The sequence below is a fragment of the Streptomyces sp. GESEQ-4 genome, assembly GCF_017948455.1.
Taxonomy (GTDB): domain Bacteria; phylum Actinomycetota; class Actinomycetes; order Streptomycetales; family Streptomycetaceae; genus Streptomyces.
Genome location: NZ_JAFFSU010000001.1, coordinates 226616 through 253189, shown reverse-complemented (window position 1 = coordinate 253189; position 26574 = coordinate 226616). Strand labels below are relative to the sequence as shown.

Annotated in this window: 26 protein-coding genes; 11 read left to right on the top strand and 15 right to left on the bottom strand. The window is 71.3% G+C overall.

From position 1 onward, the window contains the following. Window positions 1-52 precede the first annotated feature (52 nt). Both KCH48_RS01115 and KCH48_RS01110 read right to left on the bottom strand, forming a co-directional pair. A complete protein-coding gene (locus tag KCH48_RS01115) occupies window positions 53-1654 on the bottom strand; it encodes a GMC family oxidoreductase (protein WP_210569425.1) in 1602 nt (533 codons plus the stop codon). Between the two features lie 22 nt (window positions 1655-1676). After that, window positions 1677-2543: a crotonase/enoyl-CoA hydratase family protein gene (locus KCH48_RS01110; protein WP_210569422.1), complete on the bottom strand. Its 867-nt coding sequence runs from the start codon at window positions 2541-2543 to the stop codon at window positions 1677-1679. Between the two features lie 91 nt (window positions 2544-2634). Between KCH48_RS01110 and KCH48_RS01105 the strand changes: the two genes are divergently transcribed. The 5 genes from KCH48_RS01105 (at window position 2635) to KCH48_RS01085 (ending at window position 7322) form a co-directional block, all read left to right on the top strand. Further along, window positions 2635-3402: an enoyl-CoA hydratase/isomerase family protein gene (locus tag KCH48_RS01105; RefSeq protein WP_210569420.1), complete on the top strand. Its 768-nt coding sequence runs from the start codon at window positions 2635-2637 to the stop codon at window positions 3400-3402. Window positions 3403-3421: 19 nt separating this feature from the next. Then, complete coding sequence (locus KCH48_RS01100) at window positions 3422-4558, top strand: acyl-CoA dehydrogenase family protein (RefSeq protein ID WP_210569419.1); 1137 nt, start codon at window positions 3422-3424, stop codon at window positions 4556-4558. Beyond that, window positions 4555-5577, top strand: a complete 1023-nt coding sequence (locus tag KCH48_RS01095) for an LLM class F420-dependent oxidoreductase (protein WP_210569417.1) — start codon at window positions 4555-4557, stop codon at window positions 5575-5577. The genes KCH48_RS01100 and KCH48_RS01095 overlap by 4 nt, the downstream gene beginning before the upstream one ends. A gap of 161 nt (window positions 5578-5738) precedes the next feature. Continuing rightward, window positions 5739-6797: a type III polyketide synthase gene (locus KCH48_RS01090; RefSeq protein ID WP_210569415.1), complete on the top strand. Its 1059-nt coding sequence runs from the start codon at window positions 5739-5741 to the stop codon at window positions 6795-6797. 66 nt (window positions 6798-6863) lie between these two features. Next, window positions 6864-7322: a nuclear transport factor 2 family protein gene (locus KCH48_RS01085; protein ID WP_210569412.1), complete on the top strand. Its 459-nt coding sequence runs from the start codon at window positions 6864-6866 to the stop codon at window positions 7320-7322. Window positions 7323-7344: 22 nt separating this feature from the next. Here KCH48_RS01085 and KCH48_RS01080 read toward each other — a convergent pair whose 3' ends face one another. The 6 genes from KCH48_RS01080 to KCH48_RS01055 all read right to left on the bottom strand — a co-directional run bounded on the left by KCH48_RS01080 (window position 7345) and on the right by KCH48_RS01055 (window position 13986). After that, on the bottom strand, window positions 7345-8103 hold the full coding sequence (locus tag KCH48_RS01080) for a FadR/GntR family transcriptional regulator (protein WP_210569410.1): 759 nt from the start codon (window positions 8101-8103) through the stop codon (window positions 7345-7347). A gap of 5 nt (window positions 8104-8108) precedes the next feature. Continuing rightward, window positions 8109-8513, bottom strand: a complete 405-nt coding sequence (locus KCH48_RS01075) for a Zn-ribbon domain-containing OB-fold protein (protein ID WP_210569408.1) — start codon at window positions 8511-8513, stop codon at window positions 8109-8111. Next, window positions 8510-9661 (bottom strand): thiolase family protein, encoded by a 1152-nt coding sequence (locus KCH48_RS01070; protein WP_210569405.1) that lies wholly within the window; start codon window positions 9659-9661, stop codon window positions 8510-8512. The genes KCH48_RS01075 and KCH48_RS01070 overlap by 4 nt, the downstream gene beginning before the upstream one ends. After that, window positions 9658-11250, bottom strand: coding sequence for an AMP-binding protein (locus KCH48_RS01065; protein ID WP_307840767.1), 1593 nt, complete (start codon window positions 11248-11250; stop codon window positions 9658-9660). Before KCH48_RS01065 ends, KCH48_RS01070 begins: the two co-directional genes overlap by 4 nt. Window positions 11251-11271: 21 nt before the next feature. Further along, the gene (locus KCH48_RS01060; protein WP_210569401.1) at window positions 11272-12762 is read right to left on the bottom strand and encodes an aldehyde dehydrogenase; all 1491 of its coding nucleotides are present in this window, start codon (window positions 12760-12762) and stop codon (window positions 11272-11274) included. An 81-nt stretch (window positions 12763-12843) separates the two neighbouring features. Further along, window positions 12844-13986, bottom strand: coding sequence for an acyl-CoA dehydrogenase family protein (locus KCH48_RS01055; RefSeq protein WP_210569399.1), 1143 nt, complete (start codon window positions 13984-13986; stop codon window positions 12844-12846). Between the two features lie 88 nt (window positions 13987-14074). Here KCH48_RS01055 and KCH48_RS01050 point away from each other — a divergent pair, with 88 nt between their 5' ends. Genes KCH48_RS01050 through KCH48_RS01025 form a run of 6 tightly spaced genes read left to right on the top strand, consistent with a single transcriptional unit; the run spans window position 14075 to window position 19452 of the window. Next, window positions 14075-14830, top strand: a complete 756-nt coding sequence (locus KCH48_RS01050; protein ID WP_210569397.1) for an SDR family NAD(P)-dependent oxidoreductase — start codon at window positions 14075-14077, stop codon at window positions 14828-14830. 10 nt (window positions 14831-14840) lie between these two features. Next, window positions 14841-15611: an enoyl-CoA hydratase/isomerase family protein gene (locus tag KCH48_RS01045; protein WP_307840766.1), complete on the top strand. Its 771-nt coding sequence runs from the start codon at window positions 14841-14843 to the stop codon at window positions 15609-15611. A 45-nt stretch (window positions 15612-15656) separates the two neighbouring features. After that, complete coding sequence (locus tag KCH48_RS01040; RefSeq protein WP_210569393.1) at window positions 15657-16814, top strand: CaiB/BaiF CoA-transferase family protein; 1158 nt, start codon at window positions 15657-15659, stop codon at window positions 16812-16814. Window positions 16815-16817: 3 nt separating this feature from the next. Beyond that, entirely contained in the window at window positions 16818-17729 is a 912-nt protein-coding gene (locus KCH48_RS01035) for an SDR family NAD(P)-dependent oxidoreductase (RefSeq protein ID WP_210569391.1), read from the top strand. Then, window positions 17726-18256: a DoxX family protein gene (locus KCH48_RS01030; protein WP_210569389.1), complete on the top strand. Its 531-nt coding sequence runs from the start codon at window positions 17726-17728 to the stop codon at window positions 18254-18256. The genes KCH48_RS01035 and KCH48_RS01030 overlap by 4 nt, the downstream gene beginning before the upstream one ends. 38 nt (window positions 18257-18294) lie before the next feature. Further along, complete coding sequence (locus KCH48_RS01025; RefSeq protein ID WP_210569387.1) at window positions 18295-19452, top strand: acyl-CoA dehydrogenase family protein; 1158 nt, start codon at window positions 18295-18297, stop codon at window positions 19450-19452. A gap of 216 nt (window positions 19453-19668) precedes the next feature. On the opposite strand, the gene KCH48_RS01020 is transcribed toward KCH48_RS01025, so the two are convergent. The 7 genes from KCH48_RS01020 to KCH48_RS00990 are packed head-to-tail and all read right to left on the bottom strand — an operon-like array spanning window position 19669 to window position 26521. Further along, on the bottom strand, window positions 19669-20778 hold the full coding sequence (locus KCH48_RS01020; RefSeq protein ID WP_210569385.1) for an acyl-CoA dehydrogenase family protein: 1110 nt from the start codon (window positions 20776-20778) through the stop codon (window positions 19669-19671). Beyond that, window positions 20775-21995 carry an acyl-CoA dehydrogenase family protein gene (locus KCH48_RS01015; RefSeq protein ID WP_210569384.1) on the bottom strand — a complete coding sequence of 407 codons (1221 nt, stop codon included), beginning with the start codon at window positions 21993-21995 and terminating at the stop codon, window positions 20775-20777. Before KCH48_RS01015 ends, KCH48_RS01020 begins: the two co-directional genes overlap by 4 nt. A gap of 14 nt (window positions 21996-22009) precedes the next feature. Further along, on the bottom strand, window positions 22010-23158 hold the full coding sequence (locus KCH48_RS01010) for a thiolase family protein (RefSeq protein WP_210570873.1): 1149 nt from the start codon (window positions 23156-23158) through the stop codon (window positions 22010-22012). Continuing rightward, window positions 23155-23574, bottom strand: coding sequence for a Zn-ribbon domain-containing OB-fold protein (locus KCH48_RS01005; RefSeq protein ID WP_210569381.1), 420 nt, complete (start codon window positions 23572-23574; stop codon window positions 23155-23157). Before KCH48_RS01005 ends, KCH48_RS01010 begins: the two co-directional genes overlap by 4 nt. Window position 23575: 1 nt before the next feature. Next, complete coding sequence (locus KCH48_RS01000; protein ID WP_210569379.1) at window positions 23576-24484, bottom strand: SDR family oxidoreductase; 909 nt, start codon at window positions 24482-24484, stop codon at window positions 23576-23578. A 4-nt stretch (window positions 24485-24488) separates the two neighbouring features. Continuing rightward, window positions 24489-25214: a hypothetical protein gene (locus KCH48_RS00995; protein WP_210569377.1), complete on the bottom strand. Its 726-nt coding sequence runs from the start codon at window positions 25212-25214 to the stop codon at window positions 24489-24491. Next, entirely contained in the window at window positions 25214-26521 is a 1308-nt protein-coding gene (locus tag KCH48_RS00990) for a phenylacetate--CoA ligase family protein (RefSeq protein ID WP_210569375.1), read from the bottom strand. The genes KCH48_RS00995 and KCH48_RS00990 overlap by 1 nt, the downstream gene beginning before the upstream one ends. Window positions 26522-26574: the final 53 nt, after the last annotated feature.

The following is a 26574-nucleotide window of genomic DNA, read 5'->3' as shown; positions in this document are numbered from 1 at the left end:
GGGGAAACTACGACAATGTTTCAGCCAGATCTCTTCGAACCGGCCACGGTGATCACTTCCCCTCGAGGATGAGGTCGGCCGCTCGCCAGGCCATCGCCATGATCGGCGCGTTGAGATTGCCGGACACCATCCTCGGCATGACCGAGCAGTCCACGACCCGCAGGCCTTCGATGCCGCGCACGCGCAGCTGGGCGTCGACGGGGTCGTCCTCGGCCGGGCCCATGGCGCAGGTGCCGATGGCGTGGTAGCCGCAGCGGCCGTGCTCGAGGCCCGCGTCGATGATCTCCTGGTCCTCCCGCACCGCGGGGCCGGGCAGGGTCTCGGCCGTGATCCGTCCGGAGATCGGCGCGGTCTCGAAGAGTTCGCGCATCCTGCGGAACAGGGCGGTGCCGACTGTGCGGTCGTGGTCGGAGCCGTAGTAGTTGGCCGTGATCGTCAGGGGTGCCTCGGGGTCGGCCGAGGTGATGTGCAGGCTTCCCTCGGCGGTGGGGCGCAGGATGTAGCCGAGGCCCATCACGCCGGGCTCGCGCTCGACTCCGGGCTCCTTGCCGGGGACCTCCGGGGTCAGGGAGACCGGTGCCATCAGCAACTGGGCGTCCGGGCGGTCGAGTTCGGGGCGGCTCTTGAAGAAGGCGATGACATCGAAGGCGGGAGCGGCCAGCGGTCCCCGGCGGGTGGTCAGGTACTTCAGGCCGGACAGGCCCTGTCGCAGCGGGGTGCTCAGCGCCTTGTTGTAGCCGAGGTTGTCTCCCAGCCGGTACTGGACGACGAAGCAGCGGTGCTCGCGCATCCGGCCGCCGATGTGCGGGCTGTCGACCAGGACGTCGACGCCGGCCGCCTTGAGCGTCTCGGCCGGTCCGATGCCCGAGAGCTGCAGGATCTTCGGGGTGGCGATGCTGCCGGCACAGAGGATCACCTCACGTCGGGCGCGGACCTCGGTCCGCTGTCCCTCGCTGCGAGTCCGTACGCCGACGGCCCGGCCGTTCTCGGTGACGACCGCGGTGACCAGGGTGTCGACGGCGACGGTCAGGTTGGGCCGGTGCGCGACCGGGTGCAGGAAGGCGCGGGCGGCGCTGAAGCGCTGTCCGTTCTTGATGGTGGCCATGGCATAGCCGATGCGTTCGTCGTCGCTCGCGTTGAGGTCGTCGGTGCGGCGCCAGCCGAGTGCGGTTCCGGCTGCGATCACCTCCTCGCAGAGCGGTTCCGGCCGAGACGCGGTCGAGATGTGCAACGGCCCGCCCCCGCCCCGGACTTCGGAGGCGCCGAGCGCGTTGTCCTCGATCCGCCGGAAGACCGGGAGCATGGTGTCCCAGCCCCAGCCGGGGTTGCCGAGCCGCTCCAGCTCGTCGTAGTCGGCCCGGTCGCCGCGGTTGTAGACCATGCCGTTGACCGAACTCGATCCCCCGAGCGTGCGGCCCCGCACCCAGTGCTCGACCCGCCCGGTCGGGCCCACCGGCTCCACCGGGTAGTGCCAGGCGTACCGGGGGTCGCCCAGCAGCTTGCCGAACCCCTTGGGCATCTTGATCAGCGGCGTGGAGTCCCTGCCGCCCGCCTCGATCAGCAGCACCGTCGTCCCGGGGTCCGCGGACAGGCGGTTCGCGAGCACGCACCCCGCCGAACCCGCCCCCACCACGATGTAGTCGAACGTCGTCATCACACCTCCCGGTGCTTGCGGCCTACGCGCCGAAGGGACGGAATTCCTCGTCCTCCCACCAGGGAAACACCGGCGGCATGTCCTTGCTGACCCGACCCGGGAACTCGGGCGGCCGTTTGGCGAGGAAGGACTCGATGCCCTCCGTCGGGTCCGGGCCGCCGCCGATCTGGCTCATGATCCGTGAGTCGAGGCGGTGCGCGGTCATGGGGTGGGCCTCGCCGAGCATCCGCCACATCATCTGCCGCGCCAGGGCGACCGACACGGCCGAGGTGTTCTCCGCGATCTCGCGCGCGAGGGCGTACGCCGCCGGGAGCAGTTCCTCCGGCGGGTGGACGGAGCGTACGAGCCCGGCGGCCAGCGCCTCGTCGGGGCCGAAGACGCGGCCGGTGGCCGCCCACTCCATCGCCCGCTGCATGCCCACCGCGCGCGGCAGGAACCAGCTCGCCGCGGACTCCGGGACGATGCCGCGGCGAGCGAAGACGAAGCCGAACTTCGCCGAGGTCGAGGCGAGCCGGATGTCCATGGGCAGGGTCATGCTGGCGCCGACGCCGGCCGCCGGGCCGTTGATCGCGGCGATGACCGGCTTGGTGGAAGAGAAGATCCGCAGCGCCACCCGTCCGCCGGTGTCCCGGTGCCAGTCACCCGCCTTGCGGTGGTCGAAGGAGCCGCCGCCGGCACTGACGTCGGCGCCCGCGCAGAAGCCTCGTCCGGCCCCGGTCACCACGATCACGCGCACGTCGTCGTCGGCGTCGGCCGCGTCCAGGACGTCCAGCAGGTCCTGCATCATGCGCGGGTTGAAGGCGTTGAGCTTCTCGGGCCGGTTGAGCGTGACGGTGAGGATCCGGTCGGCCGACTCCGCCGTGACGGTCTCGTACTCCTGCTCCGGCATACATGCCCTCCGCATTCGGTTCCCAGTCCGCTTAATTAGTTATAGCATTCAACTCTACTGACTCATTAGCAAGCGGTCGACGGCGGTGGAGATGACGGATCTGGTGGTGACGGCCCGGGGGCCGGTCCGGCTGGTCGAGCTGAACCGGCCCGAGCAACTCAACGCGATGAGCGAGGAGTCGCACGCCGGTCTCGCGTCGGTGTGGGAGGACGTGGCAGCCGATCCGGAGGCGCGGGTCGTCGTCCTCACCGGGCGGGGCCGGGCGTTCAGCGCGGGCGGCAACTTCGGCATCATGACCCGGGTCCAGCAGGACGCGGCCTTCCGGAAGCGGAACGTCGACGAGGCCCGCCGGATCATCACCGGCATGGTCCGCTGCCCGCTGCCGGTCATCGCGGCGGTGAACGGGCCCGCGGTCGGCCTCGGCTGCAGCCTCGCCCTGCTGAGCGACCTCGTCCTGATCGCCGACGACGCCTACATCGCGGACCCGCACGTCCAGGTCGGGCTCGTCGCGGGCGACGGGGGCGCGCTGGTGCTGCCGCTGCTCGTCGGGCTGACCCGCGCCAAGGAGTTGCTGTTCCTGGGCGACCGGGTGAGCGCCGAGGAGGCGGTCCGGCTGGGCATCGCCAACCGCGTCGTACCGAAGGACAAGATCCTCACCGAGGCCATGGACCTCGCCCAGCGCCTGGCCACGCTGCCCGTCAAGGCGCTGCGCCAGACCAAGCGGGCGGTGAACCTCCATCTGGAGCAGGCGATCGCCGCCGTACTGGAACCGGCTCTGCTCGCCGAGCAGGACAGCATGACCGACCCGGAGCACATCGCGGCCGTCGAGAAGATCATCGCCGCGCGCGGCGCCCGCTGAGCGGAACAGGAGCAGGCACGTGGACTTCGCATTCAGCGAGGAGCAGGAGGAACTGCGCCGCACCGTGAGGGCGTTCCTGGCGGACACCTCGCCGGAGACGGAGGTGCGGCGGCTGATGGAGACCCCCGAGGGCTTCGACCGGGCGCTGTGGCGCCGGATGGGGACGGAGCTGGGCCTTCAAGGGCTCGCCGTGCCCGAGGAGTACGGCGGCGCCGGGTGCGGACCGGTCGAAATGGGCGTGGTCATGGAGGAGTCGGGCCGCGCACTGCTGTGCGCGCCGTTCCTCGCCTCTGCGGTCCTGGCCACCACCACGCTGCTGCGCTGCGACGACGAGGACGCGCGCAAGCGCCTGCTGCCCGGACTGGCCTCCGGCGAACTGGTCGGGACGCTCGCCCTGACCGAGGACTCCGCGCGGTGGGACGCCGCAGGGGTGTGTCTCACCGCGCGGGAATCAGCGGGGAGTTGGCGTCTGAGCGGCCACAAGACCTTCGTCCTGGACGGCGCGAGTGCCGACGTCGTCCTCACCGTCGCCCGCACCGGCGACGACGGCATCGGCGTCTTCTGCGTGGACGGTGACGCACCCGGCCTGACCCGCACCCCTCTGCCCACCATGGACCCGACCCGCCGCCAGGCCCGCCTCGACTACGACGACGTACCGGCGACCCTGCTGCGGGCGCACGGCGACGACGGGTGGCGGCTGGTGGCGGAGGTGCTCGACCGGGCCGCCGTCGCCCTGGCCGCCGAGCAGGTCGGGGTGGCCGGGCAGGCGCTCGACATGGCCGTGGAGTACGCGAAGGTGCGGCACCAGTTCGGGCGGCCCATCGGTTCCTTCCAGGCGGTCAAGCACCTGCTGGCCGATGTCCTCCTGGAGGTGGAGTCGGCCCGGGCCGCCGCCCACTACGCGCTGCTCGCCGCCGACGCCGAGGACCCCGAACTGCCCGCCGTGGCAAGCCTGGCCAAGGCCTTCTGCTCCGACGCCTGTCTCCAGGCGACCGCCGAGAACATCCAGGTGCACGGCGGCATCGGCTTCACCTGGGAGCACCCGGCCCACCTCTATCTGAAACGGGCCAAGACCTCACAACTGCTGTTCGGCGACCCGGCCTACCACCGGGAACGCCTCGCACAGCGCGTCATCCGAGTCCAGGGAGCGGCATGAAGGTCGACGGCAAACTCAACGTATGGCGCACCAGCGAGGTCGTCGAGGAGGCCCGGCACCACGAGAAGGCGGGCTACGACGGCCTGTGGGCCTCGGAGTCCAAGCACGACCCTTTCCTGCCGCTGCTGCTCGCGGCCGAGCACACCGACCGCCTCGAGGTCGGCACCGCCATCGCGGTGGCCTTCGCCCGCTCCCCCATGCAGCTCGCGTACACGGCGCACGACCTCCAGACCTACGCGGACGGCCGCTTCTGTCTCGGCCTCGGCAGCCAGATCAAGCCGCACATCGAGCGGCGGTTCTCGATGCCGTGGAGCAGGCCCGCGGCCCGGATGCGCGAGTACGTGAGCGCGCTGCACGCCATCTGGGCGGCCTGGAACGACGGCACGAAACTCGACTTCCGCGGCGACTTCTACACGCACACCCTGATGGCCCCCTTCTTCTCCCCGCCGCCCGCACCGGGAGGCGCGCCGAAGGTGTTCGTGGCCGCCGTCGGCGAGGCGATGACCCGGGTGGCAGGCGAGGTGGCGGACGGCCTCCTGGCCCACGGCTTCACCACCGAGCGGTATCTGCGCGAGGTCACACTGCCGACCGCCGAAGCCGGGCTCGCCCAGTCCGGCCGCAGCCGCGAGGACTTCTCCGTCAGCCATCTCCTCCTCACCGCCACCGGCCGCACCGAGGAGGAAATGGCCCGCGCGGTGGCCGGCACCCGCCGCCAGATCGCCTTCTACGGCAGCACCCCCGCCTATCGCGGCGTCCTGGAACTGCACGGCTGGGGCGACCTCGGCGACGAACTGCACGCGCTGTCCAAGAGCACACGCGACGACAAGTGGGAGGCGATGGGCGGGCTGGTCGACGACGAGGTCCTGCACACCTTCTCGGTGGTGGCCGAGCCGGATCGGGTGGCGGCGGAGATCCGGCGGCGGTACGGCGCGCTGGTCGACCGGGTGTCGTTCTACACGGCGTACGAGATCGACGCCGAGGTATGGGAGCCGATCGTGCAGGAGCTGCGCGACAGCTGACCGGCCGGGCGCGGTGATCCGCCCGCACGCCGGAAGCACGCCCTTCACTCCGGCTCGCGCCCCCTGCGCCCTGATCGACAGTGCCCCCGCGCGCCTCTCCGCCACCGCGATCACTCGCCCTAGGCTGTTCGATCAGTCGCCGGCGGAAGGACCTGGTGCGCATGTCTGAGTCATCGGTGATCGCCGGATTCGGTGCCGCGCTGCCGGCGATCGCCTGCCGTCAGGACGACGTCGTCGACCTGCTGCGGGCCAGCAGCCCGAACCAGCGGGTCGCCGCCCGGATCGCCGCGCACTCCGGCGTCGCACGGCGTCACCTGGCGGTGAGCCCGCTGCTGGAGGACATCAGCGACTGGTCCACGGCCGCGCGCATGCGCCGCTATCTGCAGGAAGCGCTGCCGCTGGGCAAGGACGCCGTCGCCTCGGCCCTGGACGCCACCGGGGTGGACCCGGCCGACGTGGGCCTGCTGTGCGTGGCGTCCTCGACCGGTTACGCGGCGCCCGGCCTGGACACCCGGGTCGCCCGGGACGTCGGGATGTCACCGCAGGTGGAGCGGCTCCTCGTGGGCCACATGGGCTGCTTCGCGGCGCTGCCCGCGCTGGCCGCCTGCGCCAACTACGTACGCCTCCACCGGCGCCCGGCCGTGCTGCTGAACGCGGAGCTGTCGTCGCTGCACCTGCAACCCCCGCCGTGGGACGGCGACCAGATCGTCGTGCACGTCCTGTTCGGCGACGCGGTCACCGCCACCGTCGTCCATCCGGACGCGCCGGCCGACGGCGGCGCCGGTCTGCGGATCGTGGACGTGCTGGCACACACGGACACCGAGCACGAGGACCACATGCTGTGGACCGTGGGAGATCACGGGTTCCGGATGGGCCTGTCCCCGGAGGTGCCCGACGTCCTCGAACGCCTGGTGCCGGACGCGGTCGGCGAGCTGCTGGCACGCCACTCGCTGAGCCTCACCCACGTCCGCTGGTGGGCGGTGCACCCGGGCGGGCGGCGCATCATCGACGCCGTGGAAAGCAGCCTCGGCCTCACCCCCGACGCGGTCGCCGCCTCCCGGTCCGTCCTGCGCGAGTACGGCAACTGCGCCTCCGCCGGCCTGCCCCTGGTGATACGGGAACTGCAGAGCCGCACACCACTGGCCGCCGGCCAGTACGGCCTGGCGATGGCCTTCGGCCCCGGGCTGACCTTCTACGCCGTCCTGCTCCGCGGCGCCTGACCCCGCGCCCCCCATCTCCCCATCTCCCCATCTCCCCATCAACCTTGACGAAAGGTCTCGCTGACGATGCCCTCCGACGCTGACGTGCGCCTGCTCCTCGACCGTATGGCCATCGGCGACCTGCTGGTGGCTTTCGCAAGTCGCCTGGACGAGAAGGACTTCGAGGGCTACGCGGCCCTGTTCACCGAGAAAGGGACGCTGGAACTGCCCGGCCTCGTGCACCAGGGGCGCGCGGGACTCGCCGATCTGGTGGCCAGGGACCTCGGCCGCTACCACCGCACCCACCACATCAGCACGAACCACCAGATCACCGTGGACGATGACGAGGCGGCCTCCCGCTCGTACCTCCAAGCCGTTCACCTGCCGGAAGAGGCCGATCCCACGCACTGGTGGTCGGTCGGCGGCTGGTACGACAACACCTACCTCCGCGAGGGCGGCGAGTGGCGCATCAGCGGTGTGCGGGTGACTCCGGTGTGGCTGGGCGGCACGGCCTTTCCCCCGCCGCCGCCCACCGACCCCGTATGAGGCCCCGTATGAGGGGCCCGGCTCAGCCGAGCAGGTCAAGGACGGTCGTCATGGACCTGTTCTGCAACAGATAGTCCTCGGCCTCCTGAAGGTGCACCCGCCACAGCTCCTCCGCGTCCTCGGACCGCCGGGACTCCACCAGGTCGACGAGGGCGACATGCGCGCGGAAGCCCCGCCGGTTGGCCCGGACGTTCTCGGCACTGCCCGCGTCGAGGTCGACATGGGACCAGTTGGCCTGGTCGATGATGTGCCGGACCATGCCGTTGAGGACGGTCAGGGTCTGGTTGCCGGCGAGTTCGACGACGAGGGCGTGGAACTCCATATGGGCGCGGATGAACGCCGACGGATCGTCCATCAGCCGCTCGGCCTCGGCGACCGCCGACCGCAGCCGCTGAAGGTCCTGGTCCGTGCGGCGCTGGGCCAGCAGCCCGGCGCAGGGCGCCTCGATCACCGTACGCGCGTCGTAGACGTCCTTCAGGGTCGTGCCCCGGTACTCCAGGACCACGCCCGCGTACCGGGCGGCCACCGTGCCCTCCGGAACCTGCACCCGCGCCCCGCCGCGGGCTCCCCGGCGCACGCTGATCAGCGCCTCCGACTCCAGCACCCGGAACGCCTCGCGCAGCGTCGGCCGCGACACGGCGAACTCCTCCATGAGCGCGGTCTCGGCGGGCAGCGCGTCTCCTTCGGCGAGTTCCCCGCGTACGATCATCCGCCGCAGCTGCGCCGCGACCAGCTCGGCCATCTTGGGCACCCGTACCGGCGTGTTCGTCACGGCGTCCATCTCCTTCAGTGACCGGAGTCCGGTACGAAGTACGGCAGGGTGATCTCCGAGGTGAGCGGGCGGAAGTCGACTCGGACCCGCATGCCGATGACGACGTTGTCGGGGTCGCCGGCGTCGACGTGGGTCAGCAGGGTGCCCCCGTCGTCCAGGTCGACCACGGCGAGCGCGAAGGGCCCGTCGAAGCCCGGGCCGGGGGCGCGGTGGACCACGGTCACCGAGTAGACGGTGCCCCGGCCCGCGCTCGGGGCGTACCGCCAGTCCTTCGCCATACAGCCCGGGCAGGCGGGTTCGGGGACGAAGAAGCGCAGGTCGCAGCTGGGGCAGTGCGGGACGACGAGATCGCCGCGCCGGGCCGCCTCCCAGAACGGCTTCGACAACTCCGTCGGCTGGGGCACAGGTCTGCCGGTCATCGCATCCTCCCCAGCACGCTCATCTCGTAATGCTGGGCTCCCGACCCGGCGTTGCCCACCACGGCCAGCTCGGCGCCCTCGACCTGATGCACGGCGGTGCCGCGCAACTGCCGTACGGCCTCGACGACTTTGAGCGTCATCTGCTGCGTCCCGTTCCACGCGTACGCCAGGCAGCCGCCGTCCGGATTGACGGGGTGCTTGCCGCCGACGGCGATGGCGCCGCTCGCGGCGAGTGGGCCGCCCTCGCCCTCGCCGCAGAGACCGAGGATCTCCAACTGGCGGATGACTTCGAAGGAGTTGGGGTCGTAGAGGGAGAACACGTCGACGTCGTGAGGGCTCACGCCCGCCATCGCGTAGGCGCGGGTGGCCGCGTCCCGGCCGAGCTGCCCGACCTCCCGGTGGAGTGCGGGGTTGGCGTACGCGGCCTGGTGGTACTCCATGCCGCCGCCGAGCACGGCGACGGGCGGCTGGCTGAGGTACCGGGCCCGTTCGGCGGTGGTCACCACGAGTGCCGCGCCGCCCTCCCCCACGATGCAGCAGTCCAGCAGGTGGAAGGGCGTGGCCACCATGCGGGAGGCGAGGACGTCGTCGGCGGTGTACGGGCCGCGGCCGTACATCATCGCCTCCGGGTTGGTGGTGCCGTTGTTGCGGATGGTGGCGGCGACCTCCGCGAGCTGGCGGGAGGTCGTGCCGTACTCGTGCATGTGCCGGGCCGCGACCAGGGCGAACTGGGCGACGACGTAGCTGCCCCACACGTCCGCGAACTCCAGCGGCACGCCGGCGCCGACCGGTCCGGTGCCGCGGGAGACGAGCTTGCAGCCGCCGACGACCACGGTGTCCGCGTATCCGGACCTGATGGCGGCCGCCGCCTTCAGCAGGCCTCTCGATCCCGCGTTGTCCAGCATCGAGTCGCTGGTCCACCGCAGATCCCGGCCGAGCATCCGCGCCCAGGAGCTGCCCTCGCCGGGTACGCCGCCCGGGCCCGGCCAGTCGACCTGGGCGCCGTCCACGTCGGCCGGGGTGAGACCGGCGTCCTCGATCGCGCCGCGTACCGCTTCCAGGGCGAGGTCCATGGCGTCCCGGTGGGGGAGCGACAGGGCCTGCTCGGTGGCGTACACGCCCGCGACGACGGGCGTCCGGTCGGTCATCGTCCCGCGCCGAGCGTGTCGCCGCCCGGGTAACCGCCGCCGCCGAAGCGGGTGTCGAGGGTCTCGTAGTCCTTGGCGTAGCCGCCCGTGCGGGGCAGGGCGTCGATGAACTCGACCGTCTTCGGCTTCTTGTACGAGGCGATCCGGGACCGGCAGTGGTCGATGATGTCCTCCGCGGTGGCCGCCGCCCCTTCCTTGAGGACCACGACCGCTTTGACGTCCTGCGACCAGCGCTGGTTGGGCACGCCGATCACGGCGGCCTCCTTCACGGCCGGGTGGGCTTCGAGGCAGTTCTCCACCTCGGCGGGGAAGATGTTCTCGGCCGCCGACTTGAGCATGCGGGTCGTCGTGCCGAGGAAGCTGATCGTGCCGTCGGGCTCGCGGCGTCCGAGGTCGGTGGTGTGCCACCAGCCGAAGCGGAAGCGCTCCTCGTTGATCTCGGGGCGGTTCCAGTAGCCGAGGTGGACGAGGTCGCCGCGGACGCAGATCTCGCCGACCTCGCACTCCGCACCCCGCTCGTCGAGGATGCGTACGGCGGTGAAGGGGCCGGGGCGTCCCGCGTTGCCGGCGCCCATGCCGCCGTAAGCGCCGGTGACGGCGAAGCCGGTGACCTCGGTCTGGCCGTAGCCGCGGCCCTCGCCGCCGCCGTTGCGGGTGAAGCGGCTGACGTCGGTGGGGACCATGCCCTCCCAGACCTGGGCGGCGACGCTGGCGCGGAGGTGCGACAGGTCGTGCCCGGCCTCGCGGTTGAGGGCGACGAGCTGGGCGATGGTCGGGGGCATCAGATAGGCGTGGGTGCACTGCTCGGCGGCCAGCAGCGGCAGGAGCTCCTCGGCGACCACGCGGCGGACGATCACGTTCTTGCCGCCGTGCACGAAGGCGGGGACGCCCCAGAACTGGTAGTTGCCGATGTGGAACATGGGTCCGGCGCTGAGGAAGGCGGTCTCGTGGCCGATGTCGCCCATCCAGGCGGCGCTCGCGCCCATCGCGAGCAGGTTGCGGTGGGAGAGCATCGAGCCGGACTGGCGTCCGGTGATCGCGGCGGTGTAGATGACCAGGAGGGCGGAGTCGGGGTCGACGTCGTTGTCCGGGTCGTCGGCCGATCCCGAGGCCAGGAAGTCCTCGTAGGAGCCCGGGCCCTCGGTGTCGTGGCGCAGCCACAACGCCCGCTGTCCGTCGCCGAGTTCGGCCCGCGCCTTGCCGACCGTCTCGCCGATCTCCTCGTCCTGCCAGACCACGACCTTCGGATCGAAGTCCCGCACCGCGAACGCCATCTCGGGGACGGCCCAGCGCCAGTAGCCGGGGCAGACCATGGCGCCGAGCTTCGCGGCGGCGCCGAGCAGTTCCCAGATGCGGAAGGAGTTCTGGCCGAGCCAGAGGATGCGGTCGCCGGGGCCGACGCCGGTCACGCTGAGCGCGTTCGCGAGCCGGTTGGTGCGTTCGTCCAACTCCGGCCAGGTCAGGCGGGTTTCACCGTCGACCAGGGCGAGGGCGTCCGGGAAGGACCGGCGGTGCTCGCGGACGAGGTCACCGAAGGTCAGGCGGCGGGCGCGGGGGTCTGGGGGGAATCCCCCAGGAAAGGTCTGCACGTCGTTGCTCCCCATGCTCGGTCAGACGCGGCCGACGCCGACGCCCTTGACGTTGATGAACTCGTCGAGCCCGGCCCGTCCGCCTTCCCGCCCGAACCCGCTCATGCCGACGCCGCCGAAGGGCGTGGTGGGCGAACTGATCGGGTTGGGGCCGGGGTTGACGTAGACCGTCCCGGCCTTCAGGCGCGGCACCAGTCGGTTGACGCGTCCGATGTCACGGGACTGGATGTACGCGGACAGTCCGTACTCGGTGTCGTTGGCCAGCGCGACCGCCTCGTCCTCCGTGTCGAAGGGCGTGATGGCCAGGACCGGGCCGAAGACTTCCTGCTGGGCGAGGTCGCTGCGGTTGTCGACGTCCGCGAAGACGGTCGGCGTGACGAAGTAGCCCTCGGAGTCGATGCGTTCGCCGCCGTGCACGAGCCGTCCCGCGCCGCCCGAGACGGCCTTGTCGATCATGCTCTGGACGCGGTCGCGGGCGGTGGCGTTGATGAGCGGGCCGATGTAGGTGGCCGGGTCGAGCGGGTCGCCGACGGGCAAGTGCGCCACGACGCCGGTCACCCGCTGGACGACCTCCTCGTAGATCGGCCGCTCGACCAGCAGCCGGGTCGGCAGCGCGCAGCCCTGGCCGGTGTTGCTCATGGCGAAGGCCGCGCAGTACGGCACGACGGCGTCCAGGTCGGTGTCGGCGAAGAGGAGGTTGGCGGACTTGCCGCCGAGTTCGAACAGGACCGGCTTGAGGCTCTGGGCGGCGGTCGCCATGATGCGGCGGGCGGTGGCGGGGCCGCCGGTGAAGGAGATCTTGTCGATGCCGGGGTGCGAGACCAGGGCCTCGCCAGCGTCGCCGAGCCCGGTGACGACGTTGATGACGCCTTCCGGGATTCCGGCCTCGTGCGCGAGGTCGGCGAAGAGCAGCGCGGAGAAGGGCGTCGACTCGGCCGGTTTGATCACGACCGTGTTCCCGGCGGCGAGCGACGGCGGGACCTTCATCGCCAGCGACAGCGCGGGTGAGTTCCAGGTGATGATGTGGCCGATCACGCCGTACGGCTCGGCGATGGTGTACTCGACGTTCTCGTGCGGGCTGTAGGCCGCGCCGACCATGCCCTCGATCTTGTCGGCCCAGCCGGCGTAGTACTCGGTCCACTCGGCGACATGCGGCCCGACGTTCTCCGCCCAGCCGCCGATGCAGACGCCGTTCTCCAGCGGGCAGATCGCCGCGAAGTCCGCGATGTGGTCGCGGATCAGCCCGGCGAACCGGGTGAGCAGCCGGCGCCGCTCGGCGGGACGCATCCGGCCCCACACCTCGAAGGCTCCCCGGGCGGCCGCCACCGCCTGGTCCACCTCGGTGGCGCCCGCGAGCGGGACGTACGCCTGGATGAGACCGGTCGCGGGGTTCCGGTGCTCGTACGCTCCCCCGCTGCCGTCGGTGACGTCCTTGCCGCCGATGACCAGCCGCGGCCGGGGGAGGTCCCGCTCGGCCCTGTCCTGGTGCAGCTTCACATCGACCGTGACCATGGATGCCTCCTCGAGCCGCCCCACCCTTACCGCTTAAATAGATAACCTATTTATCGAAGGTAATCAATGCGCGTGACACACTCACAGCCCCAGCGAGCGCCCGATGATCTCCTGCATGATCTCCGAGGTCCCGCCGAACACCCGCTGGACCCGGCTGTCGCGCCAGATCCGCGCGATCTCGTACTCGTTGACGTAGCCATAGCCGCCGAAGAGCTGCATACAGCGGTCGATGACCTCCCAGCCGGTCTCCGTGGTCCAGTACTTGGCGGCGGCGGCCTCCTCGGCGGTCAGCTCGCCCTCGTAGAGCGCCATGATGCAGCCGTCCAGATAGACCCGGGCGGCGCCGAGCTTCGCCTTGATGTCGGCGAGCGCGAAGCGGTTGGCCTGGAACTCGCCGATCGGCCGGCCGAAGGCGACGCGTGTCTTGGCGTACTCCAGGGCGAGTTCGAAGGCCCGCTCGGCCGAGGCGAGGGCGGCGACCGCGATGGCCAGCCGCTCGGTCGGCAGGTTGCCCATCATGTGGTAGAAACCGCGCCCCTCCTGGCCGATGAGGTTCTCGGCCGGAACGCGGACCTCGTGGAAGAACAGCTCGGCGGTGTCCTGCGCCTTCATGCCGACCTTGTCGAGCTTGCGCCCGCGCTCGAAGCCCTCGGCGCCGCGCTCGACGACGATCAGACTGATGCCCTTGTGCCCGGCCTCGGGGTCGGTCTTGCAGGCGACGATGACCAGGTCGGCGAGGATGCCGTTGGTGATGAAGGTCTTCGAGCCGTCGATCACCCACTCGTCGCCGTCGCGGCGGGCGGTGGTGCGGATGCCCTTGAGGTCGGATCCGGCGGCCGGTTCGGACAGAGCGAGGGCGCAGATCGTCTCGCCGCTGGTCACGCCGGGCAGCCAGCGCGCCTTCTGTTCCGGGCTGGTGAGGTGCGTCAGATACGGCGGGATGACGTCGTTCTGCAGCCCGAGCCCGATGCCGACGGACCCCGTGGCGTGCATCTCCTCCGCCATGATGGCGTTGTAGCGGAAGTCCCGGATGCCCTGGCCGCCGTACTCCTCCGGGAACTGCCAGCCGATCAGTCCGGCCTTTCCCGCGGCCGTCCAGGCGACCCGGCTCACCTGTCCGTCCCGTTCCCACTCCTCCGCGTGCGGGGCACATTCGCGCAGGTAGTAGGAGCGAGCGGTCTCCCGGAACATCTCGTGCTCGGCGGTGAAGATCGTACGGCGCATGCTCGGCTCCCCAACTCACACATCTCGCTTATTAAGCTGAAGTAGTTATACGATAGCGCTGTATCGACGGCCGGGACAGGGAGGGCGCGTGAGCGAACGGGACAGGGTGGCACTCGTCACCGGAGCGGGACGCGGTATCGGCGAGGCGATCGCCGACCGGCTCGCGGCCGGGGGATGCTCGATCGCCGTCTGCGATCTGGACACGGAGGCCGCCGCCAAGGTCGCCACCGGACTCGCCGAGCGCTACGGGGTCCGCGCCACGGGAGTCGGCGCGGACATCTCCGACAGCGCTTCGGTGCGGGTCGCGGTGGAGCGGGTGACCGCGGAGCTGGGGCCGGTGGACATCCTCGTCAACAACGCCGCCGTCGATGTCATCGCGCGCTTCACCGACAGCCGCGAAGCGGACTGGGACCGCATCATCGCGGTCAATCTGCGCGGCACGATCACCATGACGCGGGCGGTTCTCGACCCGATGATCGAGCGGGGCGGCGGGCGCGTCATCCACATCGCCTCCGACGCCGGCCGGGTCGGCTCCTCCGGGGAGGCGGTGTACTCCGCGACCAAGGGCGGAGTGATCGCCTTCGGCAAGACACTGGCCCGCGAGATCGCCCGGCACGGCATCACCGTCAACAGCGTCTGCCCCGGCCCGACCGACACCGCGCTGCTCGGCCAAGTCGCCGAGTACAGCCAGAAGATGTACGAGGCGACTGCCCGCGCGATCCCGCTGCGCCGTATCGCGCAGCCGGCCGACATCGCCGGTGTCGTCGCCTTCCTCGCGTCCGACGACGCCGCCTATATGACCGGGCAGACGCTCTCGGTCAGCGGCGGCCTCACGATGGTATGAGGTGGACAGCGTGCTGCGTGTCGAACTCCGCGACCGGATCGCGGTGTTGACCCTGGACCGGCCGAAGCGGCTCAACGCCATCGGCTCCGAGACGGTCGGCCTGCTGAAGGACGCCCTCGCCGAGGTGCGCCACAACGACGACGTACGGGCTCTCGTCCTGGCCGGCGAGGGGCGTGGCTTCTCGGCGGGTGCCGACCTCGGGGAGATGGAGTCGTTCACCGCGCCCGGACAGTTCCGTGCCTTCGTGGGGCGCCTGACGGAGACGTACGCGCTGCTTGAGGGCTTTCCGAAGCCGTCCGTCGCGGCCGTGCACGGGTTCGCGTACGGCGGCGGTCTTGAGCTGGCGCTCGCGTGTGACCTGCGGGTCGCCGAGCGGGGCGCGCTGCTCGGGCTGCCCGAGATGAAGCTCGGCGTGCTGCCGGGGGCGGGCGGTACCCAGCGGCTGCCGCGGCTGCTGCCCCCGGCCATCGCCAAGCAGATGATCCTCACCGGCGAGCCGATCGACGCCGCGCGGGCCTGCGAGCTTGGCCTGGTCAACGAGGTGGCCGAGCCCGGCGGTGCTCTCGCGGCGGCCGAGGCGCTCGCGGGCCGACTGGCGGCCGGCGCCCCGCTGGCGCTCGCCGCGGGCAAACGGCTGATCGACTACGGGCTCGGCATGGACCTGGAAGCGGCGATCGCGTACGAGCGCGAGAGCGTGACGGTGCTGTTCTCGACCGAGGACCGCGCGGAGGGGCTGAAGGCGTTCCGGGAGCGCCGGCCCGGTGATTTCCGGGGCCTTTAGCGCACGTTGGCGGCCTTGGCGGATCTGACGAAGTGGAGGTGGGTCGTGCGGCCACTGGAGGGCATTGCCGTCGTCGAGCTGGGCATGTGGGTGGCGGCACCGGCCGCGGCCACCATGCTGGCCGACTGGGGCGCGGACGTGATCAAGGTGGAGGCGCCGACCGGCGACCCCAACCGCTACACCCTGCGCCATGTCGGCCAGGAGATCGACAGCGCGCCCCCGTTCGAGACGGACAACCGGGGCAAGCGCGGGATCGTGCTGGATCTGCGGGCGGAGGACGGCAAGGCGCACCTGGAGCAACTCCTGGAGCGTGCCGACGTGTTCGTGACGAACCTCCGACCGGGCGCCCTGGAGCGACTGGGTCTGTCCCCCGACGAGATACGCACACGCCATCCGCGCCTGGTCGTCGGCACGTTGACCGGGTACGGCTGGACGGGCGCCGAGCGTGACCGGGCGGGCTACGACGTCTCCGCGTTCTGGGCCCGTCCCGGGATCGCCGCGATGCTGAACCCCGCCGGTGAGCCGCCGCCCGGGATACGCCCCGGGCTGGGCGACCGTACGGCCGCGGCGAACCTCGTGGCCGGCGTGCTGGCCGCGCTGCTGCGACGCGAGCGCACCGGGGAGGGCGGCGTGGTCGACGTATCGCTGCTCCGTTCCGGGACGTACGCCAACGGCAACGACCTCGCCCTGCAGAACTTCTTCGGCAAGCGCGGCCGTACCCGCCCGCGCACCGAGCACGAGTCGCCCCTCTACAACTCCTACCGGGCCGCCGACGACCGCTGGTTGTGGCTGGTCGGTCTGGAGGGCAACCGGCACTGGCCGGGGGTGCTGAAGGCGCTGGGCCGTGAGGACCTGGGTGAGGACGAGCGGTTCGCCACCGGCAAGGCCCGGCGGGGGCACGTACGCGAGCTGATCGCCGTGTTCGACGAGGAGTTCGCGAAGCGACCGCTGGCCGAGTGGGCGGAGCGGTTCGACGCCGAAGGCGTGTGGTGGGCACCCGTGCAGACGCTCGCGGAGGTGGCGGCCGATCCGCAGGCGGAGGCGGTCGGGGCGTTCGTCGAGCAGCCCGGCATGGGCGAGGCGCCGCCACTGCGGACGGTCGCGACACCCGTCAGTTTCTGGGGAGTTGACGACAAGCCGCGCACCGGTGCGCCGACACTCGGCGAGCACACGGACGACATACTCAACGAGCTCGGGAGGTAGGTCGTGGGCATCCTCGACGACAAGGTCGCGATCGTGACCGGAGGTGGACGGGGGCTGGGCCGTGCGCACTGTCTGGCCCTCGCCGAAGCGGGCGCCACGGTGGTGGTGAACGACCTCGGCGCGGGCGTGCACGGTGAGCAGACCGGCGACTCCCCCGCCGACGACGTCGTCACCGAGATCACCAAGCTCGGCGGACGGGCCGTCGCCAATCACGGCTCGGTCTCGGACTGGGCGGCCACCGAAGCCATGGTGGCGGACACCGTCGCGGAGTTCGGGCGGCTCGACATCGTGGTGAACAACGCGGGCATCGTGCGGGACCGCATGCTGTTCTCGATGAGCGAGGCCGAGTTCGACGCGGTGATCGCCGTCCATCTGAAGGGCTCGTTCGCGCTGACGCGGCACGCGTGCGCGTACTGGCGTGAGGCGTCGAAGCGGGGAGAGCGGGTCGCCGGGCGCGTCATCAACACGACGTCGGGGACAGGGCTGTTCGGGAACGCGGGGCAGTCCAACTACGGTGCCGCGAAGGCCGGGATCGCCGGGCTCACCGTCCTCACGGCCCTGGAGATGCGCCGGTACGGCGTCACCGCGAACGCCATCTCGCCGATCGCCGCCACCCGGATGACGGACGGACTGGCGGTCGGCGACTCCCTCCAGGCCACCGACGACTTCGACCCGCGCGATCCCGCCAACGCGTCCGGAGTCGTCGTCTACCTGGCCTCCGACAGCGCGGCCTGGCTGACCGGTCAGGTCCTGCGCATCGAGGGCAACCGGCTGAACCGGCTCCAGGGCTGGACGGTCGCGGGCGTCCACCCCAGCCGGACCGGCAAGGCCCTCACCTACGACGAACTCCTCGAAGCAGTACCGCAGTTGTACGGCGTCGCCCCCGCCGGACGCGCCACCGGAGTGGGTCAGTGAAGGGCCAGGACGCCGCCGCGCTGGCCCTGCGTGCCACGCTCGGCCCGATGCTGTTCGCGCACGGCTGGAACAAGGTCGCCGGGCCGGGCGGGCTCAAGGGGACGACAGGCTGGTTCGAGGCACTCGGGCTGAAACCGGCCGAGGTGCACGCCCGGATGGCGGCGGGGACCGAGATGGCGGCGGGCGCGGCCATCGCGCTGGGGGCCGCCGGTCCGCTGCCCGCCGCGGCGACGGTGGGCTTGATGACGGTGGCCGCGCGGACCGATCACCGCGGCAAGGGCTTCTTCGTCTTCAAGGGCGGCTGGGAGTACGTCGGTGTCGTGGGCGGCGCGGCGGTGGCGTTGGCCGCGCTCGGCAACGGCCGGTATTCGGTGGACGGGTTGCTCAGGCGCGGGCGTGCGGGCGCGGGGCCGGCCGTGCTGGCCGCCGGGGTCGGGGTGGCGAGCGCGGCGGCGCTGCTCGCCCTGTGCTATCGGCCGGCTCCCGCTGATCCCGATGATCCCGACGAGACCGCGCCAGAGCAGTGAGCGACGAGTTCAGAGCAGCAGTGAGCCAGGGAGGCGACATGGACGCGGACGACTTCTCCGCGGTGCTGTCCGAGGTCCGGCGTTTCGTCCGGGAGCGCGTCGTGCCGCTCGAGGCGGAGATCGACGAGAAGGACGAGATGCCCGCGGAGATCCGCGAGGCGGCCAAGAAGATGGGCCTGTTCGGCTTCGCGCTGCCCGAGGAGTACGGCGGGCTGGGGCTGTCGATGTACGAAGAGGCCCAGCTGATGTTCGAGTTGGGCTATACGACGCCGTCCCTGCGCTCGATGTTCGGCACCAACAACGGTATCGCCGGGCACGTGCTGATGGTCGGCGGGACGGAGGAGCAGAAGGCCCACTGGCTGCCGAGGATCGCCTCCGGCGACGTACTGGCGTCGTTCGCGCTGACCGAACCGGACGCCGGCTCCGATCCGTCGACGCTCACGACCAAGGCTCGCCTGGAGGGCGACGAGTGGGTGATCAACGGGGCCAAGCGGTACATCACCAACGCCCCGCTCGCCGACGTCTTCATGGTCTTCGCCCGCACCGACGACGAGGCCCCGCGCACCCGCGGCATCTCCACCTTCCTGGTCCCGGCCGGCACGCCCGGCCTCACCGTGGCGCCCAAGGACCACAAGATGGGCCAGCTCGGCGCCTGGACCGCGGACGTCTACTTCGACGACGTACGCGTACCGGCCGAAGCGCTCGTCGGCGGCGAGGACGGCCTGAACCGCGGCTTCGCCACGGCGATGGGCTGTATCGCGCACGGGCGGGTGCACATCTCGGCCCTGATGGTGGGAATGGCCGAGCGGCTGGTCGACGAGTCGGTCGCGTATGCGAGCACCCGCAGGCAGTCCGGCAAACTCATCGGCTCCTTCCAGCTCATCCAGGGTCTGATCGCCGACTCCATGACCGACTACTACGCCGGACGCGCCACGGTCCTGGAGGCGGCCCGGGGCTTCGACGCGGGGACTGACCTGAAGGTCGGCCCGTCCTGTACGAAGTACTTCGCCAGCGAGATGGTGTGGCGGGTCGCCGACCGGGCGGTGCAGATCCACGGCGGCGCGGGATACATGCGCGGGGTCGCGGTCGAACGCTTCTACCGCGACGCCCGGCTGTTCCGCATCTACGAGGGCACCAGCCAGATCCAGCAGGTCATCATCGCCAAGGCGCTGCTCGGGGAGGCCGCTCGCGGCTGAGGGAGACACTAAGCGCTCCGCCGGAAGTCCGGTGCGTCGGCCGCGGGTCCGTCGTGGCTGGTCGCGCCCACGCGGCGGAGCCGCATATTGATACAGCCCCGCGCCCCTTCGGGGCGCTGCCGAACCGCACCGGACTTCCGGCGGACCCGCTTAGGGGGCCGCCGGCTGTGCCGGCGGCCCCTCCGTCGCGACTGACGGCGCGGTCTCAGATGCCTCTCAGATGCCCAGCTTGTCCAGCAGCCGCTCGTGATACACCGCCGGTCCGCCGAACAGGAGCTGGGAGGACTTGGCTCGCCGGAAGTACAGGTGGGCCGAGTGCTCCCAGGTGAAGCCGATGCCGCCGTGGACCTGGATGTTCTCCATCGCCGCGACCATGTACGCCCGGGAGCAGCAGGCGTGGGCGACCGCGGCGGCGACCGGGAACTCGTCCGAGCCCTCGGCGGCGAGCCGCGCGGCCTCCCGGCTCGCGGCCTCGGCGAGTTCCACCTGGACCAGCATGTCGGCGCACTTGTGCTTGACGGCCTGGAAGGAGCCGATGGGCCGGCCGAACTGGTGCCGGGTGCGGGCGTATGCGGCGCTCTCCTCCAGACAGCGCCGCGCCCCGCCCGCCTGCTCGGCGGCGAGTCCGACGGACGCGAGGTCCAGGACCCGGCTCACGATCCGCTCGGCCGCGCCCTCCGCACCGACGAGCGTCGCGGGTACGGCGTCGAGGGTGAGCCGCGCCATCGCCCGGGTGGCGTCCAGCGTCTCCATCGGCTCGGCGTTCAGACCCGCGGCCGTACGGTCGACCGCGAACAGCGAAGGACCGGCGACGGTACGGGCGACGACCAGGATGAGGTCGGCCGTCGTCCCGTCGATGACGAAGCTCTTGCCGCCGGTCAGCCGCCATCGGCCGTCCCCCACGGCTCGTGCGGAGACCAGCGCGGGGTCCCAGGATCCGGCGTCCTCGGCGACAGCAAGCGTCGCCGTGGTCCGTCCGTCAGCGATACCGGGCAGATGCCGGGCGCAGGCCTCCGCGTCGCCGGACGCGAGCAGGGCCGGGACCGCGAGGACGACCGTGGCGAAGAAGGGCGCACACAGCAGCGCGCGGCCCATCTCCTCCAGGACCACGCCGAGTTCGACCATCCCGAAGCCGTCACCGCCGTACTCCTCCGGGACGGTCAGCGCGGGCAGCCGCAGCTGGTCGGCGGCCTGTGCCCATACCGCCGGGTCGAAGCGCGGCTCGCTCTCCATGAGCTTGCGGACGACGTCCTCGGGCGACTTGGCCTCCAGGAACTCCCGTACGGCTGACCGCAGTTCGCGCAGTCCGCTGTCGTCGACGGTCACGAGCGTGCCTCCTTGGGCAGTCCGAGGACGCGTTCCGCGAGGATGTTCTTCATGATCTCCTCGGTGCCGCCGAGGATGCGCAACGCGGGGGTGGCCAGAAGGAGTTCGGACCAGGCGTACGTGCCCCACTCGCCGGTGTCGGCGATCATCCGTGGACCGAGGACGTCGGACGCGAAGTGGGCGGCCCGGGTGAGGTTCTGGCCGTACATCAGCTTGGAGACGGACCTCTCGGGGCCGGGCGTGACTCCGGAGCGCAGGGCGCGCGTGGCGCGTGCGTTGAGGTAGCCGGTGGCCATGACGTCCACGAGGAGTTCGGCGAGGCGGGCACGCAGGGCGCGGTCCTCCCCGGTCCAGGTGGCGCGCATCAGGGCGGCCAGCCGGTCCGGGGAGAGGGCGGCGCCCACGGGGCCCGCGCCCTCGCTGCCGACGGTCGCCCGCTCGTTCATCAGCGTGGTCAGGGCGACCGTCCAGCCGCCGTCGACCTCGCCGAGGCGGTGGTCGTCGGGGATGCGTACGCCGGTGAGGAACACCTCGTTGAAGTCAGCGCCGCCGGTCATCTGCCGGAGCGGCCGCACCTCGACGCCGGGGGCGTCCATGGGCACCAGGAACGCCGTGATGCCGCGGTGCTTGGGCGCCTCCGGGTTCGTCCGGGTCAGGGCGAGGCCGATCTGGCTGTGCTGGGCGACGGACGTCCACACCTTCTGTCCGTCGAGCACCCACTCGTCGCCGTCGCGTACGGCGCGGGTGGTCACGCTCGCCAGGTCGGACCCGGCGCCGGGCTCGCTGAACAGCTGGCACGCGATGGCGTCCCCGCGGTACATCGCGGGCAGCCAGCGGTCCTTGAGGTGCGGTTGGGCGTGGGCGAGGATCGTCGGGCCGATCATGCCCAGGCCGACCACGCTGATGGTGCCGGTGTCGGGGACGTCGTACTCGGCCTCGATCGCGTCGTAGACGACGTCATGGATCGGGGTCAGTCCGCGACCGCCGTACTCCTCGGGTCCGGTGATCCAGCCGAAGCCGTTCTCGTAGCGGACGCGCTGCCAGTCGCGTGCCCGCTGGACGTGTTCGCGGTCCTCCTCGGGCGGGAGGCTGCTGAAGTACGCCATCGAGTCGTCGCCCTCGCCCCAGGTGAAGGCGGTGCGGTCGGGGGCCTTGGCCGCGTGGGCGTCGAGGAAGCGGCGTACGTCGGCGGTGAAGTCCTGCATGTCGTCGTCCATGTGCGCTCAGGTCCTCACGTGCTCAGGATGGTGACCGCGGACACGCCGGGGGCGCCGTACAGATGCGTGTAGCCGACGCGTGGGGTGCCGGGGATCTGCCGGGATCCGGCCGTGCCGCGCAGCTGGAGCACGATCTCGTGGATCTGGCGCAGTCCGGACGCGCCGATGGGCTCGCCGTTGCCGAGCAGACCGCCGTCGGTGTTCACGGGGAGCCGGCCGCCGATCTCGGTGGCGCCCTCGGCGATGAGGCGTTCCTGGTCGCCGTCCTTGCAGAGCCCGTTCTCGGCCATGTGGATGATCTCCGACCCGGCGTCGGTGTCCTGGAGTTGGGCGACGTCGAGGTCCTCGGGGCCGATGCCCGCGCTCTCGTACGCCGCCCGGGACGCGTCCACGGTGGGGCTGGGCGTCGGCTCCCCGACCGGGAACGACGGGCTCTGCACCTCGAAGGCGCCGAGGCGGCGGCTGCGCAGGGCGGTGGCACGGACCCGGACGGGAGTCGAGGTGTACTTGTGGGCCTGGTCGGCGCGGCACAGCACGAGCGCTGCCGCGCCCTCGTCGGGCCCGCAGTACATGTACTGGCGCAGGGGGTGGTTGAGGACCGGTGAGGCCAGGATCTCCTCCACCGACAGCGGTGTACGGCGCCAGGCCTTGTCGTTGCCCGCCGCGTTGCCGAAGTTCTTCGACGCCACGCGCGCGAGGGTCTCGTGGGAGATGCCGTGGTCGTGCATATAGCGGTTGATCTTCATGCCGAAGAAGTGCGTGGTCAGGAAGAGCCCCGTCTGCCCGTACCAGGAGGGGATGCCCGCCACGGACGGGTCGGCGGCGAAGGCGCCCCGCGGGTGCTTGTCCATGCCGATGGCGATGGTGAGGTCGTGCTCGCCGGTCTCGATGGCACGGGCGGCCAACGCCACCGCCGTACCGGCCGTGGCACAGCCGTTGAAGACACCGCGCAGGGGTACGCCGGTCAGACCGAGGCCACCGACGATCGCGTCCGGATTGGCGACCTCATAGCTGCCGACGTAGCCACCCTGGATCTGCGGCCAGGTCACGCCGGCGTCGGCGAGGGCCATACGGACCGCTTCCGTGCCCATCTCCATCGCCGGCTTGCCCGGGAACCGGCCGAAGGGATGCAGCCCCACGCCGATGATGACCGCTTCCATCAGACCTCCTCCTCGACCGGGGCGAACGCGAACGTCAGGACCTCGGTACCGTCGTCGTCGACCCGGTAGGGCACGAGCGTCAGCCGCATGTCCTGGCCGATCGCGAGCTTCGCCGGGTCGGGTTCGGTGAGGCGGGCCTCGACCAGCAGCTCGCCGGGGAGTTCGACGTAGCCGACGGAGTACGGCTCGAAGGACTCCGGTCCGTCGTACGGCGGTGACGGCGGGCGGAAGTTCTGGGTGGTGAACGTCCAGAGCGTGCCACGGTCCGCCAGCAGCCGTTCCTTGGAGGCGTCGCCGCCGCATCGCACGCAGAACTCGGTTGCGGGGAAGGCCACTTCGCCGCACGCCGTGCACTCGGAGCCGATGAGACGGGGCTCGGTGGTGAACAGGCCTTCGGCTACCGGTTTCTGGGTCGTCATGTCAGCCCCTCCGGTTGCCGAGCGCGTCGGCGTTCGGTGCCGCCTTGGCGACCAGGTTCGGCACGACGGAGGTCAGCTCCTCCGGGGTCCAGCGGGACTCGGCGCTCGCGCCGGGCCCGTTGACCCAGCCCTCGAGCACGGTGATCCGGTTGCCGACGGCTCCGAAGACCCGGCCGGTGACCTCGCGCGAGGCGGCCGAGCCCAGCCACACCACCAGGGGCGAGATGGCCTCCGGGGTCAGGTCCTGCGTCTCGGCGGCCTGCTTCATCACCTCGATGTCCTCGGTGAGCCGGGTGAGCGCGGTCGGCGCGATGGCGTTCACCGTCACTCCGTAGCGGGCGAGTTCGGCGGCGGCGATGATGGTGAGGGCGGCGATTCCGGCCTTCGCCGAGCCGTAGTTGGACTGGCCCGGGTTGCCGAAGACGCCTGAGGGAGACGTCGTGTTGATGACCCGGGCGTCGTTGGCCTCGCCCGCCTTGGTACGGGCGCGCCAGTGGGCGGCCGCGTGGTGCAGGGTCGCGACGGTGCCCTTGAGGTGGACGGCGATCACGCTGTCCCAGTCCTGCTCGGTCATCGACACGATCGTCCGGTCCCGCAGGATGCCGGCGTTGTTGACCAGCACGTCCAGCCCGCCGTACGTCTCCACGGCCTGGCGCACGAGTCGCTCGGCGCCGTCCCACGACGCGATGTCGTCGGTGTTGGCCACGGCCTGGCCGCCGGCCGCGGTGATCTCGTCCACCACCGCCTGGGCTGGCCCGGTCGAGGCACCGCCTCCGTCGCGGGCGCCGCCGAGGTCGTTGACCACGACCTTGGCTCCCTGTGCGGCGAAGGCCAGCGCGTGGGCCCGGCCGATCCCGTTGCCGGCGCCGGTGACGACCACGACCCGGCCGTCGGCCACTCCTTCAGACATCTCTTCAACTCCTATGTGATGACGGCGAGTCGGCGAACAGAACGCGCGGATCCTCGCTCCCGCATCCGCAGCGGCCGGTCTCGACCCGCCCCGGCAGGCCCAGCGGGGTCTCGGGCAGCGTGGACGTGCGCCCCTCCCCCGCGGCCACGAACAGCTCCCCGTCCCGCTCGCCCACCCGCCACTCGGCCGCGTTGACATGCGCCCCCGAACGTTCCGGGCACTCCAGCGCCAGAGCCGGTCCAACCGGCGCGATCAGGAAGGCGCCGACACCCGCCGCCCGCAGCACGGGCACCGCGGCGGGCCGGGCGAGCACGACCGATGTCGTACGGAACATCTCGCCGATGTCGGCCGTGCCGCTGAGCCCTTCCAGGGTCTCGGCGGACAGGCCGATCACCGCGTGCGGTGCGAGTTCACGGTGGAAGACGGACGTACGGCGGTGGTCCCAGCCCATCGCCTCCGCGATGCCGTACGTCACCTTGAGGCCGCGCAGCGCGCCGATGACCGAGTGGCACCAGAAGCCCTCGAAGCCGGAGGTGGTGAGCAGGGCCCGCTGTCCGGCGGCGAGGCCGTGGCCGCGCAGCCGGTCGCTGACCCAGGCTGTGTCGCGGGCGAGTTCGGCCCAGGTCAGCTCGGTGTCGACGGTGCCTGTGGCCGCCGGGAAGCGTACGACGTAGGCGAGTGGGGGCCGGTCGAGGTTCCTGGCCCGGGCGAGGGTGTCGGCGCGTGCCATCAGCTCTTCACCACCCGGGGGAACTTGGCGACGCTCGGCATGGTCCGCAACAGCTCCTCCTCGGTCCGCAGATCGAGCACCGGCTTCACCCCGGTCCGCTCGCGCACGGCTTCGCTCAACCGCCCCGCCAGGGCGTCGACATCAGCGGTGCGCTCGGGGTCGTATCCGACGCGCAGCCGCAGTTCCTCCACCTCGCGGCGCTGCCGGACGATCTGGAACACCCCGGCGCCCGTCTCCGGCTGGTCCTCCACCGCCTGCCAGATGTCCCGCAGGACGACGGAGCGTCCGCGGACGAGGGTTTCGTCGCCGCGCCGGCCCGCCACCCACATCCGGGCGTGGGTACGTCCGCAGCCACAGCGGTCCCGGGACAGCCGGACGAGGTCCTCGCTGCGGTAACGGATCAGCGGGGCGGCCCGGTTGTCGAGGTCGGTGGCGACGAGTTCGCCGAGGTCGCCCTCCACGGCGTCGGTCCACCCGTCGTCCTTCACGTCGACGCACTCGGCGAAGACCGTGTCCTCCCACAGGTGGAAGCCGTCGTGCTCCCGGCACTCCCAGGCGGTGCCGGTGTCGGCGGCGCTGGTGTACTCGTAGACCTCGATGCCCCAGTCGTTGACGATCCGCTCACGCATCTTCCGGCTGAGCGGCTGGCCGGCACAGGAGGCGCCCTTGAGAGAGGAGAACGCCTCCTTGAGGTCCGTCTTCTCGGCCAGGTGCTCCAGCTCGACCATCTGCGGATAGATCATCTGCAGATAGGCGGGCCGGTACTTCCGCAGCGCCTCGACCACCTCGTGCATCCGGCCGATCCAGGTGTCCACCTCGATCACCACGGCGCCCAGCGCCTGGAAACCGGGGTCCATCAGGTTGCGGAAGGTGCCGGGCGGGCTCAGCACCCGGTCGCCGGGCCTGAGGCCCAGCTCCCACAGGTCCCGCACCTGCGCGGTCACCAGGGGCGGCGCGTCCTCCCAGATCTCCGCGAAGAACTCCGGGTCACCGGTGGTGCCCGAGCTGGAGGACACCGAGGTCAGCTCGTCGGGCCGGACACACAGCAGACCGCCGAAGGGGTCGCCGGTGCGGGCCCGGTGCGCGCGGATCATGTCCTTGGTGATGAAGGGGATACGGGCCCGGAAGTCGTCCAGGGTCCGGATGTCCCGTGGATGCACGCCGTGCGCGTCCCACAGCTCTCGATAGAAGGGGGAGTGCGCATAGGCGTACTCCACGAGCTCCAGTACGCGCTCCTCCTGGAGCGCGCCCAGCTGCTCGCGGGGCATGGTCTCCACCTGCGGCTCGAAGTACCTGTCACCGACCATGGCGCCTCCTTGCGTCCCGGCTGCTCAGATGTTCCAGCTATCAGCGCAATCAG

Excerpts from the sequence above, each read along its gene's own strand:
- KCH48_RS01070 (WP_210569405.1), bottom strand. The coding sequence starts at position 9,661 with ATGACCGACCGGACGCCCGTCGTCGCGGGCGTGTACGCCACCGAGCAG.
- KCH48_RS01055 (WP_210569399.1), bottom strand. The coding sequence starts at position 13,986 with ATGCGCCGTACGATCTTCACCGCCGAGCACGAGATGTTCCGGGAGACC.
- KCH48_RS01080 (WP_210569410.1), bottom strand. The coding sequence starts at position 8,103 with ATGGACGCCGTGACGAACACGCCGGTACGGGTGCCCAAGATGGCCGAG.
- KCH48_RS01090 (WP_210569415.1), top strand. The coding sequence starts at position 5,739 with ATGTCTGAGTCATCGGTGATCGCCGGATTCGGTGCCGCGCTGCCGGCG.
- KCH48_RS01025 (WP_210569387.1), top strand. The coding sequence starts at position 18,295 with ATGGACGCGGACGACTTCTCCGCGGTGCTGTCCGAGGTCCGGCGTTTC.
- KCH48_RS01105 (WP_210569420.1), top strand. The coding sequence starts at position 2,635 with ATGACGGATCTGGTGGTGACGGCCCGGGGGCCGGTCCGGCTGGTCGAG.
- KCH48_RS01115 (WP_210569425.1), bottom strand. The coding sequence starts at position 1,654 with ATGACGACGTTCGACTACATCGTGGTGGGGGCGGGTTCGGCGGGGTGC.
- KCH48_RS01060 (WP_210569401.1), bottom strand. The coding sequence starts at position 12,762 with ATGGTCACGGTCGATGTGAAGCTGCACCAGGACAGGGCCGAGCGGGAC.
- KCH48_RS01095 (WP_210569417.1), top strand. The coding sequence starts at position 4,555 with ATGAAGGTCGACGGCAAACTCAACGTATGGCGCACCAGCGAGGTCGTC.
- KCH48_RS01000 (WP_210569379.1), bottom strand. The coding sequence starts at position 24,484 with ATGTCTGAAGGAGTGGCCGACGGCCGGGTCGTGGTCGTCACCGGCGCC.
- KCH48_RS01015 (WP_210569384.1), bottom strand. The coding sequence starts at position 21,995 with ATGGACGACGACATGCAGGACTTCACCGCCGACGTACGCCGCTTCCTC.
- KCH48_RS01085 (WP_210569412.1), top strand. The coding sequence starts at position 6,864 with ATGCCCTCCGACGCTGACGTGCGCCTGCTCCTCGACCGTATGGCCATC.
- KCH48_RS01110 (WP_210569422.1), bottom strand. The coding sequence starts at position 2,543 with ATGCCGGAGCAGGAGTACGAGACCGTCACGGCGGAGTCGGCCGACCGG.
- KCH48_RS01075 (WP_210569408.1), bottom strand. The coding sequence starts at position 8,513 with ATGACCGGCAGACCTGTGCCCCAGCCGACGGAGTTGTCGAAGCCGTTC.
- KCH48_RS00995 (WP_210569377.1), bottom strand. The coding sequence starts at position 25,214 with ATGGCACGCGCCGACACCCTCGCCCGGGCCAGGAACCTCGACCGGCCC.
- KCH48_RS00990 (WP_210569375.1), bottom strand. The coding sequence starts at position 26,521 with ATGGTCGGTGACAGGTACTTCGAGCCGCAGGTGGAGACCATGCCCCGC.
- KCH48_RS01005 (WP_210569381.1), bottom strand. The coding sequence starts at position 23,574 with ATGACGACCCAGAAACCGGTAGCCGAAGGCCTGTTCACCACCGAGCCC.